This window comes from Neisseria subflava (genome assembly GCF_005221305.1).
Classification (GTDB): Bacteria; Pseudomonadota; Gammaproteobacteria; order Burkholderiales; family Neisseriaceae; genus Neisseria; species Neisseria subflava.
Map to the genome: position 1 here is coordinate 1,356,037 of NZ_CP039887.1, position 15,307 is coordinate 1,371,343.

Annotated in this window: 13 protein-coding genes and 2 rRNA genes; 2 read left to right on the forward strand and 13 right to left on the reverse strand. The window is 48.4% G+C overall.

Going from position 1 to position 15,307, the window contains the following annotated elements; genetic code table 11:
- Positions 1-53: 53 nt before the first annotated feature.
- The 4 genes from FAH66_RS06570 to FAH66_RS06585 form a co-directional block, all read right to left on the reverse strand.
- Positions 54-1,391 carry a sodium-dependent transporter gene (locus FAH66_RS06570; protein WP_137041099.1) on the reverse strand — a complete coding sequence of 446 codons (1,338 nt, stop codon included), beginning with the start codon at positions 1,389-1,391 and terminating at the stop codon, positions 54-56.
- A gap of 267 nt (positions 1,392-1,658) precedes the next feature.
- Positions 1,659-2,564 (reverse strand): metal ABC transporter solute-binding protein, Zn/Mn family, encoded by a 906-nt coding sequence (locus FAH66_RS06575; RefSeq protein WP_049336292.1) that lies wholly within the window; start codon positions 2,562-2,564, stop codon positions 1,659-1,661.
- 79 nt (positions 2,565-2,643) lie between these two features.
- Positions 2,644-3,519, reverse strand: coding sequence for a metal ABC transporter permease (locus FAH66_RS06580; RefSeq protein ID WP_003685375.1), 876 nt, complete (start codon positions 3,517-3,519; stop codon positions 2,644-2,646).
- Positions 3,520-3,595: 76 nt separating this feature from the next.
- Entirely contained in the window at positions 3,596-4,321 is a 726-nt protein-coding gene (locus FAH66_RS06585; RefSeq protein WP_208648098.1) for a metal ABC transporter ATP-binding protein, read from the reverse strand.
- Positions 4,322-4,591: 270 nt separating this feature from the next.
- Here FAH66_RS06585 and FAH66_RS06595 point away from each other — a divergent pair, with 270 nt between their 5' ends.
- Positions 4,592-4,888 carry a DUF2288 domain-containing protein gene (locus tag FAH66_RS06595; RefSeq protein ID WP_049323125.1) on the forward strand — a complete coding sequence of 99 codons (297 nt, stop codon included), beginning with the start codon at positions 4,592-4,594 and terminating at the stop codon, positions 4,886-4,888.
- A 66-nt stretch (positions 4,889-4,954) separates the two neighbouring features.
- Here FAH66_RS06595 and apaG read toward each other — a convergent pair whose 3' ends face one another.
- The 7 genes from apaG to FAH66_RS06635 form a co-directional block, all read right to left on the reverse strand.
- Entirely contained in the window at positions 4,955-5,323 is a 369-nt protein-coding gene (gene apaG, locus FAH66_RS06600) for a Co2+/Mg2+ efflux protein ApaG (RefSeq protein WP_137041102.1), read from the reverse strand.
- Positions 5,324-5,419: 96 nt separating this feature from the next.
- The gene (locus FAH66_RS06605; protein WP_167480322.1) at positions 5,420-5,908 is read right to left on the reverse strand and encodes a phosphatidylglycerophosphatase A family protein; all 489 of its coding nucleotides are present in this window, start codon (positions 5,906-5,908) and stop codon (positions 5,420-5,422) included.
- A complete protein-coding gene (thiL, locus tag FAH66_RS06610) occupies positions 5,901-6,857 on the reverse strand; it encodes a thiamine-phosphate kinase (RefSeq protein WP_137041104.1) in 957 nt (318 codons plus the stop codon). The genes FAH66_RS06605 and thiL overlap by 8 nt, the downstream gene beginning before the upstream one ends.
- Positions 6,858-7,044: 187 nt before the next feature.
- Positions 7,045-7,764, reverse strand: coding sequence for an SDR family oxidoreductase (locus FAH66_RS06615; protein ID WP_137041105.1), 720 nt, complete (start codon positions 7,762-7,764; stop codon positions 7,045-7,047).
- Positions 7,765-7,859: 95 nt separating this feature from the next.
- On the reverse strand, positions 7,860-9,167 hold the full coding sequence (gene hpnE / locus FAH66_RS06620; protein WP_137041106.1) for a hydroxysqualene dehydroxylase HpnE: 1,308 nt from the start codon (positions 9,165-9,167) through the stop codon (positions 7,860-7,862).
- Complete coding sequence (gene hpnD / locus FAH66_RS06625; protein WP_137041107.1) at positions 9,164-10,012, reverse strand: presqualene diphosphate synthase HpnD; 849 nt, start codon at positions 10,010-10,012, stop codon at positions 9,164-9,166. Before hpnD ends, hpnE begins: the two co-directional genes overlap by 4 nt.
- Before the next feature lie 436 nt (positions 10,013-10,448).
- Positions 10,449-10,736 carry a ComEA family DNA-binding protein gene (locus FAH66_RS06635; RefSeq protein ID WP_036472233.1) on the reverse strand — a complete coding sequence of 96 codons (288 nt, stop codon included), beginning with the start codon at positions 10,734-10,736 and terminating at the stop codon, positions 10,449-10,451.
- Positions 10,737-11,015: 279 nt separating this feature from the next.
- Between FAH66_RS06635 and FAH66_RS06640 the strand changes: the two genes are divergently transcribed.
- Complete coding sequence (locus FAH66_RS06640) at positions 11,016-11,846, forward strand: integrase core domain-containing protein (RefSeq protein ID WP_137041108.1); 831 nt, start codon at positions 11,016-11,018, stop codon at positions 11,844-11,846.
- A gap of 145 nt (positions 11,847-11,991) precedes the next feature.
- On the opposite strand, the gene rrf is transcribed toward FAH66_RS06640, so the two are convergent.
- Positions 11,992-12,105, reverse strand: a 5S ribosomal RNA gene (gene rrf, locus FAH66_RS06645).
- Positions 12,106-12,200: 95 nt separating this feature from the next.
- Positions 12,201-15,089, reverse strand: a 23S ribosomal RNA gene (locus FAH66_RS06650).
- Between the last annotated feature and the right edge of the window lie 218 nt (positions 15,090-15,307).

Below are 15,307 nucleotides of genomic sequence, written 5' to 3' on the forward strand. Positions count from 1 at the left end.
AACAAACAGTCCGGCGAAGCAATGCAACGCCGGACTGTTTGTTCACTATCGGATTAAATCAAACCCAAAGAGTTGATGAACACGACAATAATCGCAATCGGCGCAAGATAGCGCAACACGCCCAGCCACACACAAAGCAGGTTTTTCGGAATGGTGCTACCCATGCCTGCATCGCGCAGGACAGACTGTTTGTCCTGAATCCATGCTGTAAACACGGCAACGCTTAACGCGCCAATCGGCATAATGACGGCAGAAATGACAAAATCCCACAAGTCAAAAATGGTTTTGCCGAAAATTTTAAAATCGCTCCATACGCCAAAAGACAGCGCTGAAGGAATGCCGACCACAAAAATCGCAATACCGATTATCCAAGCATGGCTGCTGCGCTTTTTCTCGTCTTGGCGGATGGTTGCCGCGATGACGGTTTCCAGCATGGAAAACGCGGAAGTCAGTGTTGCAAAGACAACCAACAGCATAAACACGGCAAACAAATATGTACCCATCGGCATTTTCATGAATACCGCAGGCAATACGACAAAAATCAAACCAGGGCCTTGACCGGGTTCAAAACCGAAGGCAAATACCGCAGGGAAAATCACCAAACCGGCCAGCAGGGAAACAAACAGGTTCATCCACATAATCATATGGCCGGAACGGAACATATCCTGATCTTTACCCAAATACGAAGCATAGGTAATCATCGCGGACACGCCGATACTCAACGCAAAAAATGCCTGCCCCAAAGCAGTCAGCATCGTGCCGGGCTTCAAATACGACCAATCCGGTTTCAACAAGAATGCCACGCCCTCCATTGCGCCGGGTAAGGTCAGCGAACGGATAGCCAATGCAATAAAGAGGATAAACAAACCCGGCATCAACACGCGGTTTGCCTTTTCAATGCCGTCTGAAACGCCGCCTTTGACCACCCAAATGGTAATCAGCATGAACAAACCTTGGTAAAACAGCGAGCCAAACGGCGAAGAAATCGTTTTGCCGAACAAGGCTTCAAAATCTGCACCGGCATGAATTTCGCCGGTAAAGCTGTGTACGACGTAGTTCAATACCCAGCCGCCGACCACGCTGTAAAACGACAGCAAAATAAAACACGCGGCCACGCCCATGCGGCCGACCCACGGCCACTGCGAATCCGGGCGCAATGCTTTGAAAGAATCGATGGCATTTTTACCGCCCGTGCGGCCGATGTAAAACTCGGCCAATTGAACCGGTAAAGCCACCAAAATCGTAAAAATCAAAAACAAAAGAAAAAATACGGCGCCGCCATTTGTACCGGCCGTATAAGGGAATTTCCAAATTGCACCCAAACCGATGGCCGAGCCTGCCGCAGCAAGCACAAAGCCGATTTTGGATGACCAAGATGAATGGTTGCTCATGATGTAATATTAAGAAACGTGAAGATGCCGAATTGTAACAGGGTGAAGTCAAGCCGTGAGTGGCCGGCAGACAGCCGATAAGCAATTCGCACGGATGGTGCGTACTTACTAAGCAAATTAGCATGAATTTTTGATAATTAAATTTTTAATAGCATAAATTTTATTTTTATACTTTAAATTTGACGGTTTATTTTAAAAATAAGCATATAAAAGGCCGTCTGAAACCTTGTTTTTAAGGTTTCAGACGGCCTCTATCCTTAAACCGCTTTATTTTTTCATGGCATCGGTCAAAACTTTGACATTGTAGCGATACATGCCGATGTAACTATTGGCCGGTGCGCCACCCAATGCATCGGAATACAAACGTCCGCTGACATTGACGCCGGTTTCTTTGGCAATACGGTCAATCATACGCGTGTCTTTGATGTTTTCAGTAAAGACGGCCTTAATGCCCTCGCGTTTGATTTGGCGGATGATGGAAGCCACTTGTTTGGCAGACGGCTCGGCCTCACTGCTCACGCCTTGTGGGGCGATAAATTCAATATTGTAGCGTTTACCCATGTAAGAGAACGCATCGTGTCCGGTCAAGACTTTACGCTTGGCGGCAGGCACGGCATTAAAGGCAGCCTGCGCATCGCTGTGCAATTTTTTCAGCTGCATTTGATAGTTGCCCAAACGTTGCTGATAGTAGGTTTTGCCTTCAGGGTCGGCTTGAATCAAAGCATTGGCAACGTTTTGCGCATAAGTGCCCATCAGGACGGGGTCGGTCCAAACGTGCGGGTCAAACTCACCGTGATCGTGATGATGGCCTTCGTGATCGTGGTCATGATGATGGCCGCCCTCTTCTGCTTTCAAAGCCTGAATGCCTTTGGTCGCTTCGGCAAAAGGAACTTTGCTCTGTTTGACTGCGCGCTGCACATCGGCGGCTTCCAAGCCCAAGCCGTTGAGCAATACCAATTTAGCACTGCGGATTTTTTTGATGTCGCCACTGGTCATGTGGTAGGCATGACTGTCTTGGTTGGCACCGACCAAGCTTTGAACGGCCACACGGTCGCCACCAATCTGTTTGGCCACATCGCCCAAAATGCTGAAGCTGGTGACAACAGGCAGCGGAGCGGCATAAGCGGCACCGGTCAATAATGCGGCAACAATGCCGAGTTTCCAATGTTTCATATTCTCTCCAGTGATATAACGTAACATTAACATCATCATAAGACAGACCGCCTGATTATTCAAGCGGCCGTCTGAAAAATTATGCCGTGCGGTGTTTCTTGCGGCGCAGCCATTTTGCCAAAATGCCGCCCTCCCAACCGAACACGACGGAAATCAGGTAAAGCGTGCCGCAGCATAAAATAATCGCAGGGCCGGACGGGATTTCGATATGGTAGGAAAACAACAGTCCTGCCAAGCCGCAAAGCAAAGCCAATGCGACAGACAAAATCATCAGCCAACCCATGCTTTTCGCCCACAGTCTGGCGGTAATCGCCGGCAACATCATCAAGCCGACTGACATCAGCGTACCCAATGCCTGAAAACCGGCAACCAGATTCATCACGACCAGCACCAAAAACAACACATGCCAAAAGCCGCCCTTCCCGCCGACAGCCTTGAGGAACAAAGGATCTATACTTTCCAACACCAGCGGGCGGAACATCACCGCCATCAGCAAAATAGTAACACTCGCGGAAACGGCAATCAGCTGCAAAGCCGGAATATCCACCGCCAACACCGAGCCAAACAGCAAATGCAGCAAATCGACGCTGCTGCCGTTTTTGCTGACCAAAACCACGCCGATGGCAAGGCTGCTCAAATAAAATGCGGCAAAGTTCGCGTCTTCTTTCAATGAAGTAAACCGGCTGACCAAACCTGCCAACAAAGCCATCAGCAAACCGGCCGCAAAACCGCCGACGCTCATCGCAGGCAAACTCAAACCGGCAAACATATAGCCAATGGCCGCACCAGGCAAAACCGCATGGCTCAAGGCATCGCCCACCAAACTCATGCGGCGCATCACCAAAAACACACCGACGGGCGCCGCGCTCAATGCCAGGCAGAAAATCGACGCCAGGGCATAGCGCATAAAGTCAAATTCGGCAAACGGCGCAACGACCAAATCATATAAATCCATGTTTTATCGCTTTTTTATTAATCTCTGAAAGCCTTAGGCCGTCTGAAAAACACTTATTTTCAGACGGCCTTGTCCATTAAACCGCACACCAATCGGCCGCTTCCTGTTTCTGCATCATTCGGTTTGCCTGTGCCAAAAATTCATCGGTCAACACATTTTCCGTCGCACCGGCAGTCACTTTTTCACGCGCCAAAAGCAGCGTGTTGGCAAAATATGCCCTTACCTGCTCGTAATCATGCAACACGGCAATCACAGCCTGACCGTCCTGATGGCATTGGCGCAAAACTTCCAACAGCGCATAAGTCGTACGCGCATCCACCGCATTAAACGGTTCGTCCAGCAACAAAAATTTGGCATTCTGCACCAGCATCCGCGCAAACAATACGCGTTGGAACTGGCCATTGGACAAGTGCGCGATTTGGCGCGTGGCAAAATCCTGCATTTCTACGCGTTCCAAAGCCGCCATCACGCGCTTTTTCTGCACCGCGTTCACGCGTCCGAAAAAGCCGATTTCATACCACAGCCCCATCGCTGCCAGTTCAAACACCGTCATCGGCTGGCTGCGGTCAATGTCCGACTGCTGCGGCAGATAGGCAATATCCTTGCGCGCCATATTTTCATAGCGCACGCTGCCCGTATCCGTCTTCTGCAAGCCCATAATGGCTTTGAGCAAAGTCGATTTGCCCGCGCCGTTCGGCCCGAAAATCGTCCACATCTTGCCATCTTCAAACACCATATCGACATGGTGCACCACCGGCCTGCGTTGATAGCTGACCGTCAGATTTTCCACCACGATACTCATGGCGATACCGCCCAAAAATATACAGCCCACAACGCCGCCAATGCGACAAGCGCAATCAGCAGCCTTTGCAGCAATCCGGTCAACAATACAGAATTCATAAGCCTAAAACCGCCTTTGCCCGAATACGGACTACAGGCCGTCTGAAAGAAAATTAAAACATTAAAATGATACTGTATAACGTTAACCCTGTAAATTTCTTTCGTTTTCAGACGGCATCGGGCAAAAGGCCGAATATCGGTTACAATCCGTTTTTTATTTGATGATTGTCCTATGTCTATTCCACTCTTAAACGAAAAACTCAATACCGAAACCGCCCGCATTTCATGGGAAGAGCTGCAACCCCACTTCGCACGCGGTGCCGCCGTCTATGTTGCGCCTGATTTGGATTTGATTGCCGTCGCCCGCCATGTTGCCGAAGATGAAGCCGCACCATTGAAACAATGGATGGAACAAGGCAAATTCGGTGCCGTCAGCGATGATATGGCGCGCACATTTTTAGCGGATAAGCAGGAAATGTGGGCGGTCGTCGTGGCGCCGTGGGTATTGGTACAGCCTTGCAAAGACTGATAAGGCCGTCTGAAAAAACAAAACCGGAACATGCGAAATGTTCCGGTTTTTCATTTTTCAGACGGCCTATTGCAACGTAAAGCCTGCTTTGAATTCAAGCTTCGGCACCCCGATAACGAAACGTTTGCCGATACTGTCTTCAAACTCATACGCACCTTCGATACTGCCCCAAGGCGTGCTGATTTGCGAACCGCTGTGGTACTCATAGGCTTCGCCCGGGTACAAAACAGGTTGCTCTTCAATCAGGCCGGCATGACCGACCTGCTCTGTCTCACCGTGTCCGTCGGTAATTTCCCAAAAACGCTGACGCAAAGTAATGATTTTATCACTGCGGTTGCAGATGGTAATCAGATAATTGAAGGCATAGCGGTCACGATAGACGTCGCTCTGACCGGCCATATAACGCGGCTCCACGTTAATCTCGATTTCATTCATAATTGTTTACCCCGTATGGTATTTATTTTATTTCAATCCGGATAATTCCGGCGTGCCCGCCCTATTTTTGCAAAGGGTCGAAACACTTAAAACGCATCACGCAATCCAATAAAACAGGCCCAAGACCATCAAGGTCATCACAGCCGCAATCAAATCATCAAGCATAATGCCTAAACCTCCATGAATCCGTTGGTCAAACCATTTTATCGGCCATGGTTTCAACGCATCAAACAAGCGGAAAATAACAAAAGCCGCCAGCCACCAGCTCCATTTAAACGGAATCAGCGACAGCACCAACAGCATTGCGACAATTTCATCCCAGACGATACCGCCGTAATCCTGAATGCCCAGTTCCCGCTCGGTATAACCGCAAATGCGGATACCCCAAAAAAACAAGGCAATACACAATAAAAGCAATATCCAGCCGTCTATGCCCAACAGGCACAATACAAAAGCCAGAGGTAATGCTGCCAGCGTTCCGGCCGTACCCGGCGCAACCGGCGACAAACCGCTGCCGAAACCGAATCCTAAAAAACACAATGGTTTTTGCAACAGCCAAGAAAAAGTAGGTTTACGTTCAGCCAAAATGATCAAATCCTAAAGAAGTCAGTTCCAATACGCCGCCTTCGGCATCTAAAATATTCAGACGGCCTGAGTCGGTAATTTTACCAATTCGGGCGACCGGTACGCCACTTTGTTCCGCTGCCTGACAAACACGTTCCCTGTCTTCTGGAGCAGCAGTAAAAATCAGTTCGTAATCATCGCCGCCGGCCAATACTGCCGACAACCATTGTTCGCGCGACAAAACGTTTTTCAATTCAGGCAACGACGGCACACAATTGGCAAATATTTCCGCCCCGACAGCAGAGGCTTTTAAAATATGCCCCACATCTTGAGCCAGGCCGTCTGAAACATCTTGCGCAGCATGGGCAAACGGCAACAATGCCTGCCCCAATGAAACGCGCGGTTCCGGACGGAGCAATTTATCATCGCAAACCGCCATGATTTCAGACGGCAATTGATAATGCCCCAGATGTTTGTTCAAAGCAGCGGCAGCCAAACCCAACCGACCCGATACCCAAATATCGTCTCCAACTTCGGCCGCATCCCGCCGCAAGGCACGCCCTGTCGGAACTTCACCTACTATCGTTACATTAAAGACCAAATCGCCTTTGGTGGTATCGCCACCAATCAACACCGTATCAAAACGCACAGCCAAAGCAAAAAAGCTATCGCAAAAGCGTTTGAGCCAATCTTGATTCAATTCAGGCAACGCAGCACTGAGCAACACCCAACGTGGCTTAGCACCCATAGCGGCCATATCGGATAAATTTACTGCAAGCATTTTCCATGCCAAATCTTCGGGTAAAACATCTTCAAAAAAATGTCTGCCTTTGACCAACATATCAGCGCTAAAACATAAATCAAATCCGTTACTTGGGCGAATAATAGCGGCATCGTCCCCTATGCCCAAAATCAGACCTTCCGATTTTTGTCGCTGCAAATATTGTCTGATAAAGTCAAATTCCGTCATATTTATCCAATATAACTATAACTTAGATTACCATATCTAATTTTGTGCCAGCTTAATGTTTGTCTGTTAACACGTCAAACATCAAACTTCAACATTATTTAGATATAAAACTCAATAAGTTAAAGGCCGTCTGAAAATATAAATTTCAGACGGCCTAATGTTTTCAAACCACTCTGAGCAGGTATATTTACAGATAGACGATTTCACCTGTCCGCCCCCTGCTCTCTTGGCTTGCCCACCAAATAAATTGCGGCAGGACATCTTCGTAGTTTTTACGTTCGCTTTTCGATTCGCCCGGATGCGATTTAATACGTTGCGGCGAATTGATGGCGCCCGGCACCAAAACATTGGCACGCACGTTGTCAAAACGTTCCCACTCGTCCGCGGCCACTTTACACAAATAATTAAGCGCGGCTTTGGAGGCACCGAAACCGCCCCAATAGGCTTGCGGTTTTTCGCCGTGGCTTTCGCCAACAAAAATTACAGAAGCGTCTTCGGATTGCTTCAACAATGGGAACAGCGCACGGGTCAAGCCCATAGGCGCAACGGTATTGATACGGTATTGGTTGACCCATTCCGATACGGTTTGGAAGTCCAATGGCGACAAGGCATAGAAATAGCTGGCACAATGAACCACACCATCCAATTTTCCGCCGGTTGCTTCATCAATAGTTTCCGCGAATTGCTTAAACTCTTTCTCCTCCGCGCTCATCAAATCAAAGCAGATGGCAAACGGCTCGGGGCTGCCCGCAGCCACAATGGCATCATATACTTTTTCCAAACGCTTTTGATGACGCGCCACCAAAATGACAGTCGCTCCGGCAGCCGCATAGGCTTTGGCAACTTGCTCGCCCAAGCCTTGGGATGCACCGGTAATCAAGATGGTTTTGTTCGCTAATGTCGTCATGCCTTTTCCTTGAACTTTATGGTTTCGGATATTGTATCGGCTTGGTAAGTTTTGTAAAGTCAAAAAGGCCGTCTGAACATTCAGACGGCCTCAGTTTATTCAACCCTCAAATCCAGCATAAGCTTTTCAGCCGCTGCAAAGCCAGACTGAACAGCAGCCTCCAATGTTGCCGGATAGCGCGGATGAAGATAGTCACCGGCCGGATAAATACGGCGATGGTGCAACCATGAGAAATCAGGTTGTACAAAATCAACCGTTGCCGCCGTAGTCGCGCGTTTTTCCGTAATAATGCGTACGGCTTCGGGCTTATCCAAATCCGGACAAACCCGCTTAATGTCCGCATGAATTTTCTCGGCCAAATCTTTATCCTTCCAAGCTTCGGTGCAATCGGAAACGCTGATGACAACCGCGACTTCATTATCCGGTAAACCCAACGCTCCCCGATGCAACACCCATTGCGCCGTACCATCAGAAAACCCGGTTAAAGGTGCCGGCAGTTTGACTTCTTGGGCATAACGCAAATAAACCGTAGTAATCGCATGGTAGTGAAACGATTGATAGGCCGTCTGAATATAGTCAGGCGTATCTTCAGGCAAAAGCGCGTCAACATGATATGGCGCAACAGCCAAAACAACCGCATCAAATACTTCGCCATTGATTTCAATTCGTCCATCAATATGATGGTTTAAATGGGAAACACGGGTTTCAAGATGTATCTTTGCGCCATGCTTGTGCAGGAAAGCCAGAGCCGGTTCGGCTACGATCCGCCCTAAATCCTGCTTAGGCAAAAGATAATCACTGTTCTCCTTTTCAGACCACACGCTATCATTCAATACATTGCATAAAATGCGTAACGATGCCTGTTCTAACGGCGTATTTAAAGCACCCCAGACCAAAGGTTGCCAAAATTGGCCAAGTAAGCTGCGAGGAACATTTCGTGTTCTCAACCACTTTGCAACCGTCAAATCGGTTTTATGATGAGCTGCCCAACGTTGCAATGCCGACATATCCGACAGCAATTTGATTTTCAATGAAAAAGAAAGATTTTTTGCACGCAGGATACCGACAAGCAAATGCCAAGGCGCAGGCAGAGAGGCCGTCTGAAACTGTAATCCTTCATGGATGTACCATCGCAAAGGCTGGCGTAAAAAGGCAGACTCGGGTTGAACACCAATATGTTGCATCAAAGTTTGAACACCATGATACGCACCCAACAAGATATGCTGCCCATTATCCAAAAAGCTGAATCCATCATCTTTCCCGGACAAGGCACGCGCCTTACCGCCAGCCTGTCTCCCGGCCTCAAACAAAGAAATATCGGCTCGATGAATCAGGGAAACCGCCGCAGACAAACCTGCCCAACCGGCACCAATCACAGCAATTTTTGGACGCTTCGTATTCATGGTTTAAATCCAAACAGCCAAGTTTTCAAAGCAATACGTTTTTTACGGGGAGAAGGAATCGCAATTTTATAAGTCAACACATTTTGCGCACCATCACGGTCAATTTCATTCAACAACGTATAATAAATAGTCGCCATAATCAGGCCGACTTTTTGAGATTTCTTATCTTCAGCCGGCAGAAGTAACATCGCTTCACGATAAGTTTCACGCGCCCTATTCACTTGAAATTGCATCAATTTTGCAAAATTGTCTGTCGGTTTGCACTGCATAATTACGTTGGCAGGTACGTCAAACTTCTGCATTTCCTCTATAGGCAGATAAATTCTTCCCTGCCGCGCATCTTCGCCCACATCGCGAATAATGTTCGTCAACTGCAAAGCCAAGCCCATCTTGTCCGCATATTCCAAAGTTTTCGGATTGGAAAAACCTAAAATTCGCGCAATAAGACGCCCTACCACTCCGGCAACACGGTGGCAATACAGCTTTAATTCATCAAAACTACCATAACGAGCCTGCTCCAAATCCATCTGCATACCATCAATCAAAGCTTCAAATTCATTCTTCGGCAAGTCAAAATTTACCCGAATATCTTTTAAAGCCTGATGAACAGGATGCTCCGGCATCTCATTGTTAAAGATTTTCTCCAAATCACTACGCCACCAATTCAACGTTATCTGAGCTACATTTGGATCGGTACAGCCATCAACCACATCATCTAGGTCGCGACAAAAAGCGTATAAAACAGTGATCGCATTCCGTTTTTCTAGCGATAAAAAACGAAAGCCGGATAAAAAACTGGAATGGCTTTCTGCAGCCTTTTGATGACAATAATCCAAAGCAAGCACTGTGTATCCTAAAAAAATATCGTTATAAATAATTAGCAGGGATTTTATCTGTATTTAAAAAAGTACGCCAATATCAAATCTCATCTTACAACAAGGCCGTCTGAAAACTAATCTTAAGTATCTTTCAGACGGCCTAATATCCTACGTCGCCAATATCGAAACCAACAACATCACCACCAACAGCTGTATCAAAGAGTAGCCCCTCTGCACAGTTGCCCTATTCCGTTTTCCATCAAATACATTTAAGTACATCTCTTTATTCCCTTTATCTTTTATATCCTCATCCGACAAGAGGCTATCCATTTATCCCTTTACCCAATGTAAAGTCTCCATTTGTCCAGGTCTTCATTCCCGGCCCCATACAAAGCCGCCCGTCAACCCGAACCGGCAAGCGGTTCGGCCTCGGGGCGGCATATACGGCAGTTAACCATCAGGCTTATTTTTTCACGGCAGGCTGGGCGGCCTTAGGCGCGGCAGAAGAAACCGTCGCCTCCGCCTTCAACTTGTTCAGCACCGCATCACCGATGCCCTTCACGTTTTTCAGCTCCTCCACCGATTTGAACGCACCGTTCTTCTGACGGTATTCCACAATCGATTTCGCCTTAGCCGGGCCGATACCCGGCAAGGCCTCCAGTTCGGCAGAAGACGCGGTATTGATGTTCACGGCAGCCAAAGAGAACGCCGCACAGACGGCGGCAAATGCACCAAATAAAAATTTCTTCATCAGATTTTTTCCCATAACGTGTTTGATTGAATCAGTCAGGAAGTCTACAGAATGGTTTTATTCCAAGCGGTAAACACTGTCACATACGCAGATAGGGCAACAGCCCATACCCACATAAATGCTTACGCCATATTAACGCAAATATCGTTTGATTTCAAATATTCCAAACAGTTAACCGTAAATCTCGGTACTTTTGTTCAAGAATAACAACAGGGTAATCATACATATCTGTAGAAACTAGTAGCGTTGTTTACAGTATTTCCAGGAGAATACTGAAACATGAACATGCACAAAAACACCCGTCTCACCCCGCACCACCGCCAAGCCATTTGGCTGGCCTACACGCAGGAAAAGGAAAGCGTCACCTCCCTGGCACGCCGCTACCAAGTCTGCCGCGTCACCATTTACCGCGCACTTAAAGCCGCAAGGGGCAGACTGCTCAAACCCCAAACCAGTACCAACAACCGTTTCAAACAGGCAAAGTACGGAATGAAACGCCTGGCCAAGGTAGAACGCGGCATTCAGGAAAAACTCAAAAGGCAGGCCAAACGCTACAATAAATCCTACCCCGGAGAGCTGGTACATCTCGATACCAAACGGCTGCCGCTGCTCAAAGGGCAGAAAGCCACCGATAATCGGGATTACCTGTTTGTCGCCATCGACGATTTCTCAAGGGAGCTATACTCCGCCATTTTGCCGGACAAAACTGCAGACAGTGCCGCCAAGTTTCTGACTGGACACCTGATTGATCCCTGTCCATACCTGATTGAGTGCGTTTACTCCGACAACGGTACGGAATATAAAGGCTCGGCCAACCATGCTTTCGGTGTAGCCTGTTATGAGAACGGGATTGGTCAAAAGTTTACCCGGGTTGCCCGTCCGCAGACCAACGGTAAGGCGGAACGGGTTATCCGCACCCTGATGGAGATGTGGCATGGGAAACAGTTGTTTGACAGTCCGGAACACCGGCGAAAGGAGTTGTGCCGCTTTGTTAATTTCTATAACACTGTGAAGCCGCACCGCAGTTTGAACGGCGATACGCCGTTTGAGGTCTTGCAGGCTTCATTCTCAACCTGTGGTGTAAACAACGCAACGTTTTCCTACACATAATCCAAATACCAAGAATGCACGAACACTCAATAGGTATCGATTCATCAATATTCTTGCACCCTTACCCCATCACCTATCGCCAAACCGATAGAACCGACAGGTATGTAAAAAGCCCCCGACATCAGTCGGGGGCTTCGGAATGGGTGTTTGGCGGTGACCTACTTTCACATGGAAGAACCACACTATCATCGGCGCTGAGTCGTTTCACGGTCCTGTTCGGGATGGGAAGGCGTGGGACCAACTCGCTATGGCCGCCAAACTTAAACTGTTACAAATCGGTAAAGCCTTAATCAATTATTTGGTGATGACTGAATCAGTCAGTAAGCTTTTATCTTTTGAAGTTCTTCAAATGATAGAGTCAAGCCTCACGAGCAATTAGTATGGGTTAGCTTCACGCGTTACCGCGCTTCCACACCCCACCTATCAACGTCCTGGTCTCGAACGACTCTTTAGTGTGGTTAAACCACAAGGGAAGTCTCATCTTCAGGCGAGTTTCGCGCTTAGATGCTTTCAGCGCTTATCTCTTCCGAACTTAGCTACCCGGCTATGCAACTGGCGTTACAACCGGTACACCAGAGGTTCGTCCACTCCGGTCCTCTCGTACTAGGAGCAGCCCCCGTCAAACTTCCAACGCCCACTGCAGATAGGGACCAAACTGTCTCACGACGTTTTAAACCCAGCTCACGTACCACTTTAAATGGCGAACAGCCATACCCTTGGGACCGACTACAGCCCCAGGATGTGATGAGCCGACATCGAGGTGCCAAACTCCGCCGTCGATATGAACTCTTGGGCGGAATCAGCCTGTTATCCCCGGAGTACCTTTTATCCGTTGAGCGATGGCCCTTCCATACAGAACCACCGGATCACTATGTCCTGCTTTCGCACCTGCTCGACTTGTCGGTCTCGCAGTTAAGCTACCTTTTGCCATTGCACTATCAGTCCGATTTCCGACCGGACCTAGGTAACCTTCGAACTCCTCCGTTACTCTTTGGGAGGAGACCGCCCCAGTCAAACTGCCTACCATGCACGGTCCCCGACCCGGATTACGGGTCTGGGTTAGAACCTCAAAGACACCAGGGTGGTATTTCAAGGACGGCTCCACAGAGACTGGCGTCTCTGCTTCAAAGCCTCCCACCTATCCTACACAAGTGACTTCAAAGTCCAATGCAAAGCTACAGTAAAGGTTCACGGGGTCTTTCCGTCTAGCAGCGGGTAGATTGCATCTTCACAACCACTTCAACTTCGCTGAGTCTCAGGAGGAGACAGTGTGGCCATCGTTACGCCATTCGTGCGGGTCGGAACTTACCCGACAAGGAATTTCGCTACCTTAGGACCGTTATAGTTACGGCCGCCGTTTACTGGGGCTTCGATCCGATGCTTGCACATCTTCAATTAACCTTCCAGCACCGGGCAGGCGTCACACCCTATACGTCCACTTTCGTGTTAGCAGAGTGCTGTGTTTTTAATAAACAGTCGCAGCCACCTATTCTCTGCGACCCTCCAGGGCTTACGGAGCAAGTCCTTAACCTTAGAGGGCATACCTTCTCCCGAAGTTACGGTATCAATTTGCCGAGTTCCTTCTCCTGAGTTCTCTCAAGCGCCTTAGAATTCTCATCCTGCCCACCTGTGTCGGTTTGCGGTACGGTTCGATTCAAACTGAAGCTTAGTGGCTTTTCCTGGAAGCGTGGTATCGGTTACTTCATGTCCGTAGACACTCGTCATCACTTCTCGGTGTTAAGAAGACCCGGATTTGCCTAAGTCTTCCACCTACCGGCTTAAACAAGCTATTCCAACAGCTTGCTAACCTAACCTTCTCCGTCCCCACATCGCATTTGAATCAAGTACAGGAATATTAACCTGTTTCCCATCGACTACGCATTTCTGCCTCGCCTTAGGGGCCGACTCACCCTACGCCGATGAACGTTGCGTAGGAAACCTTGGGCTTTCGGCGAGCGGGCTTTTCACCCGCTTTATCGCTACTCATGTCAACATTCGCACTTCTGATACCTCCAGCACACTTTACAATGCACCTTCATCGGCCTACAGAACGCTCCCCTACCATGCCAGTAAACTGGCATCCGCAGCTTCGGTTATAGATTTGAGCCCCGTTACATCTTCCGCGCAGGACGACTCGACCAGTGAGCTATTACGCTTTCTTTAAATGATGGCTGCTTCTAAGCCAACATCCTGGCTGTCTGGGCCTTCCCACTTCGTTTACCACTTAATCTATCATTTGGGACCTTAGCTGGCGGTCTGGGTTGTTTCCCTCTTGACAACGGACGTTAGCACCCGCTGTCTGTCTCCCGAGGAACCACTTGATGGTATTCTTAGTTTGCCATGGGTTGGTAAGTTGCAATAACCCCCTAGCCATAACAGTGCTTTACCCCCATCAGTGTCTTGCTCGAGGCACTACCTAAATAGTTTTCGGGGAGAACCAGCTATCTCCGAGTTTGTTTAGCCTTTCACCCCTATCCACAGCTCATCCCCGCATTTTGCAACATGCGTGGGTTCGGTCCTCCAGTACCTGTTACGGCACCTTCAACCTGGCCATGGATAGATCACTCGGTTTCGGGTCTACACCCAGCAACTGTTCGCCCTATTAAGACTCGGTTTCCCTACGCCTCCCCTATTCGGTTAAGCTCGCTACTGAATGTAAGTCGTTGACCCATTATACAAAAGGTACGCAGTCACACCACAAGGGTGCTCCCACTGTTTGTATGCATCAGGTTTCAGGTTCTATTTCACTCCCCTCCCGGGGTTCTTTTCGCCTTTCCCTCACGGTACTGGTTCACTATCGGTCGATGATGAGTATTTAGCCTTGGAGGATGGTCCCCCCATATTCAGACAGGATTTCACGTGTCCCGCCCTACTTTTCGTACGCTTAGTACCACTATTGAGATTTCGAATACGGGACTATCACCCACTATGGTCAAGCTTCCCAGCTTGTTCTTCTATCTCGACAGTTATCACGTACAGGCTCCTCCGCGTTCGCTCGCCACTACTTGCGGAATCTCGGTTGATTTCTTTTCCTCCGGGTACTTAGATGGTTCAGTTCTCCGGGTTCGCTTCGCTTATCCTATGTATTCAGATAAGGATACCTCCTAAGAGGTGGGTTTCCCCATTCGGACATCGCGGGATCATAGCTTTATTGCCAGCTCCCCCGCGCTTTTCGCAGGCTTACACGTCCTTCGTCGCCTATCATCGCCAAGGCATCCACCTGATGCACTTATTCACTTGACTCTATCATTTCAAGAACCTCTTTGACTTCGTTTACCTACCCGTTGACTAGGGAAGCAAACTTGAAATTCCTACTTTGATAAAGCTTACTGCTTTGTTGTGTCTTAATCCTGCCTTTTGTGTTTCAGGATTAAGTCGATACAATCATCACCCAAATACTGTGTTTGTTTTCTTTTCTCTTGCGAGAGATTTTTTATCCTTTGCAAAGAACAAAAAATCAA

Excerpts from the sequence above, each read along its gene's own strand:
- FAH66_RS06575 (WP_049336292.1), bottom strand. The coding sequence starts at position 2,564 with ATGAAACATTGGAAACTCGGCATTGTTGCCGCATTATTGACCGGTGCC.
- apaG (WP_137041102.1), bottom strand. The coding sequence starts at position 5,323 with ATGAATGAAATCGAGATTAACGTGGAGCCGCGTTATATGGCCGGTCAG.
- FAH66_RS06640 (WP_137041108.1), top strand. The coding sequence starts at position 11,016 with ATGAACATGCACAAAAACACCCGTCTCACCCCGCACCACCGCCAAGCC.
- FAH66_RS06585 (WP_208648098.1), bottom strand. The coding sequence starts at position 4,321 with ATGAGTATCGTGGTGGAAAATCTGACGGTCAGCTATCAACGCAGGCCG.
- FAH66_RS06595 (WP_049323125.1), top strand. The coding sequence starts at position 4,592 with ATGTCTATTCCACTCTTAAACGAAAAACTCAATACCGAAACCGCCCGC.
- FAH66_RS06635 (WP_036472233.1), bottom strand. The coding sequence starts at position 10,736 with ATGAAGAAATTTTTATTTGGTGCATTTGCCGCCGTCTGTGCGGCGTTC.
- thiL (WP_137041104.1), bottom strand. The coding sequence starts at position 6,857 with ATGACGGAATTTGACTTTATCAGACAATATTTGCAGCGACAAAAATCG.
- FAH66_RS06615 (WP_137041105.1), bottom strand. The coding sequence starts at position 7,764 with ATGACGACATTAGCGAACAAAACCATCTTGATTACCGGTGCATCCCAA.
- FAH66_RS06580 (WP_003685375.1), bottom strand. The coding sequence starts at position 3,519 with ATGGATTTATATGATTTGGTCGTTGCGCCGTTTGCCGAATTTGACTTT.
- hpnE (WP_137041106.1), bottom strand. The coding sequence starts at position 9,167 with ATGAATACGAAGCGTCCAAAAATTGCTGTGATTGGTGCCGGTTGGGCA.
- FAH66_RS06570 (WP_137041099.1), bottom strand. The coding sequence starts at position 1,391 with ATGAGCAACCATTCATCTTGGTCATCCAAAATCGGCTTTGTGCTTGCT.